Annotated in this window: 3 protein-coding genes and 1 pseudogene; 3 read left to right on the forward strand and 1 reads right to left on the reverse strand. The window is 67.4% G+C overall.

What is annotated here, in order from left to right; all coding sequences use genetic code 11:
* Positions 1-183: 183 nt before the first annotated feature.
* The 3 genes and pseudogenes from OTB19_RS41995 (at position 184) to OTB19_RS42005 (ending at position 1744) form a co-directional block, all read left to right on the forward strand.
* Positions 184-540: a hypothetical protein gene (locus OTB19_RS41995; RefSeq protein ID WP_267804132.1), complete on the forward strand. Its 357-nt coding sequence runs from the start codon at positions 184-186 to the stop codon at positions 538-540.
* Positions 537-827: a hypothetical protein gene (locus OTB19_RS42000; RefSeq protein WP_267804133.1), complete on the forward strand. Its 291-nt coding sequence runs from the start codon at positions 537-539 to the stop codon at positions 825-827. Before OTB19_RS41995 ends, OTB19_RS42000 begins: the two co-directional genes overlap by 4 nt.
* Positions 828-1402: 575 nt before the next feature.
* Positions 1403-1744 (forward strand): annotated as a pseudogene (locus OTB19_RS42005) (hypothetical protein).
* 1038 nt (positions 1745-2782) lie between these two features.
* On the opposite strand, the gene OTB19_RS42010 reads toward OTB19_RS42005, so the two are convergent.
* Complete coding sequence (locus tag OTB19_RS42010) at positions 2783-3073, reverse strand: hypothetical protein (protein WP_267804134.1); 291 nt, start codon at positions 3071-3073, stop codon at positions 2783-2785.
* Positions 3074-3818: the final 745 nt, after the last annotated feature.

Below are 3818 nucleotides of genomic sequence, written 5' to 3' on the forward strand. Positions count from 1 at the left end.
CCCGGAAGCTAAGCCTTTCAGCGCCGATGGTACTGCAGGGGGGACCCTGTGGGAGAGTAGGACGCCGCCGAACAATCATTGTGGGAAAGCCCCGCACCCTTCAGGGTGCGGGGCTTTTCTGCGTTCCGGGCCAGGTTGTCGGGTTCGGCTGGGTATCCTGGCCGCGTTCCCCAGGAGGACACGATGACAGCACAGCAGCTGGAAGACGGCGGCCCGCTCATCCCTCAGCCGGCCATGACCCGGGAAGCGCTCCGGGACGCCGTGCGCCGCATCGACATGGCGAATCTCGCCGTGCTCGACAGGGAGTGCAACGAGGCGTTCGATCGCGCCGCGGCCACGGGCGCCATCAATCCGCTGCGGTTCTTCCTGATCAAATGGGCAACGCACGTGGCCATCCATCGCTGGCCGGCTCGGGCGGCGGCTCTCCACGAAGCAGAACGCATCGCCGGAGACCCGAACGCGACCGAGCAGGAGTTCCGGGCGGCGATGGAGACCAGCAGCCGCATCCTGGCCGAGGCCCAGGAGGAGATCGGCCGGTGAGTTCCCGCGGCGAAAGCGTGGAGAACGAGAGCGGCTGGGCATGGGAATGCGATCCCGGTCGGCTGTGGGTCCTCGGAGACATGCCTGCGGAACAGCAGAGGTTGGTCGGCTTTGTCATGGACGGGCTCGTGGACCTGGCGTCGATGGGCATCGACCCCAAGGACGGCAGCCTCTACGAGGACGAGCAGCCAATGCGGCTCCGTACGTACGAGGACGAGCACCTGATGCTCTGGTACCAGACCATCCCGCATCGCAGTCGCGTCTACCTGAAGCGCGTCAACCTCTAACGGCACCGAGGCGACCACCCGGCTTGGTGGCCGTGCTGGACGTAGGCGGGTACGAGTCGTCCGCCGCGACTCCACCCGAGACGACCACGAGGTCACCACCTCCCAAGGCAGTAGCGACACCGCCCGCGAGCTCACCCTTTTGGATGGACGTCCGACCGCTGCATCAGCGCTCGTTGATCCCGTGGCCACCCCGGCGTCGAACCTTCGCGGCCCGCTCCCGTGCTCTGAGGCCTTCGCCTGTAGGGCGTGCACAGAACGGGGGTCGGTGTCTCGCTCCGTACCGTGGTGATCTCGGGGTGGGGCGAGACGTCGACTCCACGATGTGCCAGGTGCATCAGCACTCGGCCGTGCACGGCGCGACGGCCAAGCCCAGGGGTATCCGCTGTGCGGCGGCCAGGCCGAAGTAGACGGTTACGGCTTGGAGCGATCCCGCGGTCGCTGGACCGCGAACATGCAGTCGGCCTGTCAACAAGGACGACGGCCGCTCAGCGAATGGCTGTGACCTGCCGGAAGTGTCGGTCCCGCATGTCACTCTGGCCGCGGCCAGGTCGGCGGGGTGAGGGGACGCTGAGGCGATGGGGGCTGCGTACTACCGGGCAGAGAGTGAGAGCGGCGACCATGTCGAGGACCCGTCCGAGGGCGTCTTGTCTCATGCTGATCGAGGACCTCAACGACTCGGACAACACCTTCGTCGCCATCCAGCCCGATGAACACGACCCGGCCTGGTTCACGTCCGTCGCGGTTTTGGGTGAAGCCGGCTACGAGGTCGTCCGACGTGACACAACCCGTCGAGAACACGACTTCATCACCGAGACCAGCATCGACCGGATCGCACGCGACCTCACGATCTGGCCGCCCGCGACTTCCGGCCCGCACGCCCCACGCAGCACATCAGCGACTTTCAAAGCATGGCCTAGCCCTGGCCCGGTCCTCGAAGACCAGCACGCAGTCCCCGGGCAACCACATTCGGCACACCGGACCAAGCGGCCCTGCACCTCGGCGCGATTCTCATCTGGCACGAAGGTAGTCCGCGCCGCTCGAACAGATCTCTGGTGTCCTTGATCGAACGGTGTCCGGCAGCATGTCGGAGGACGCGGCCGTGGTGCTGCCGTCGAGCAAGGCCCGACCGTGTGCACGACTGTCTCCCGGCCGGATCCGGGTGGCGGCCCAGGGTCGGCCTTCTCTGTGGGGCGGATGTCGATGGAGGCGCGAGGCGCGTTTGATCGCCGGCGCGGAGTGGGGACAGCCGATGTCACTCGCGGCCATCCAGGGGCGTTGTTGCCATCCGGGGAGGCCTCCCCGGATGGCGACGTCGATGTGGCTGGTTCGCGGGGCCGGTCATGGCCCCGCTCGGACCATCGGCCAAGTCAGGCGCGGTAGTTGAGGAGGGGGGTGGGTGTCGTCTTGGGTCAGTTTCTGGTGGACGGAACCAGGACGGGGCCGCTACCGGCGGGTCCGGGGCGGCTGGCCCGGGGCAGTTCAGGCAGCGGGGAGCCGGCCTGGGCGGGGAGCGCGAGCGTGAGCTGCTGGGTGGGTTCCGGCGGCCGGTCTCGTCCGCGGTCGAGGCAGATGGTCTGCCCCTGGCGGTCTCTCCATAGTCGGTGGCCGAGCTGGTCTACCGAGACGGGAAGGAACACCCCAGTCTGGTGCCTGTGCTTCGTGGGGGTGCCGGCGGATCGTAGCGTGCCCGGTGGTGAGGCGAACTCCCGGTCGGTTGGCCTGCGGGACCTGCCGATGGCGGGCTCTTCGGGTTCGTTGGTTCGAGCTCCCTCTACGGGCGCGAGCTGCGTGCTGATGAGAGCGCACCATCGTGGAGTCGACCGACGTAACCCGGTCCAGGTCCTCGTGACCGGAGAGTTGGGCTCAGGATGGTGACCCGCTACGGGGTGCCGCCGCCATCCGCAGCCGCTGCCAGATGGGTAAGGCCCGCGTCGATGCGTCCGGTGAGGAAGCTGTTATGGGTTGGCGGTACCGGCTGCCGGCTCTACAGATGCCCACCAGGTGATTGCTCGGGCTGCCCCCGCGTCGGGGCGCAGGCCCACGGGGTCGAGGCCGAAGTGGTCCTTGAGCTCGTGCCGCAGGAACTCGTCGATTTCCGTCTGGCCCGCACCGCGGTGAAGCCGCCCGAGCAGAGGGGCGAGCACGCAGTCGTATTCGTCCTGCATTTCGTCAGCGGCGCCGATCGGATCCCACTCATTGAGCAGATGCCGCAGATCGCGTTCGGTGGCGGTGCTCCAAGATCTCACGCCGCCGGACCTCCCCGGAGGCGCCCTCGCGGACAGAGGCCGGGCTGAAGGCGGGGGAGGAATGTGTCCGGGCTCGCCACGGGCGGAGCCTGGTACTGCCGGCCTCGACCTGTGCGTGGGGCGTACGCGGGGAAGGGGTTCTCCTAGAACACGGTGACAGGGTGGTGTGCGTCGGTCAGCCCGGCGACCGCGCAGTTGCTGATGATCAGCCCGCCCAGGGGCACGAGGGGATGACCGGTGGGCTCAGGGTTGCGTGTCGCTCCGCTCGCGCGTCTCTGGCCCCAGGCAGGCGTGCGCGCAGCTCGCGCTCCGCGGAGCAGGCGATCAGCCTGCTGTCGGGGACGGAGCTCGTCCGCTGCTCGACTGGATAGCCACGTCGGCCGCGCCGTCGACGGGGCGAGCTGGAGAACAACGTCATGCATGCGGCCTGGGGGCCACGGAGGGCTGGTGTCGGCGGGTTCCCTTGGGCCGATTGGACCCCTGTCCGAGGCTGATGTAGAGTAGAGCGGTTGCCTCGAGCTGACGGTTCGGCAACACGCCCCCGATGAATCGAATTCAGACAGGGCACCCTCGACTCCTCATCCAGGAATCTGAAGCCGGGAAATCCGGTGGAAAACTTCTGATAGAGTCGGACTCGCCGGAAAGGGAAACGCGAAAGCGAAGAACTGGAAAGCAAAACCCGCTTCGACCGGGAATCGGACACGAAAGAGTCTGATAGAGTCGGAAACGAAGGAAGCGCCTGGAG

Origin of the sequence: Streptomyces sp. H27-H5 (assembly GCF_026627505.1) — a bacterium.
GTDB lineage: Bacteria > Actinomycetota > Actinomycetes > Streptomycetales > Streptomycetaceae > Streptomyces.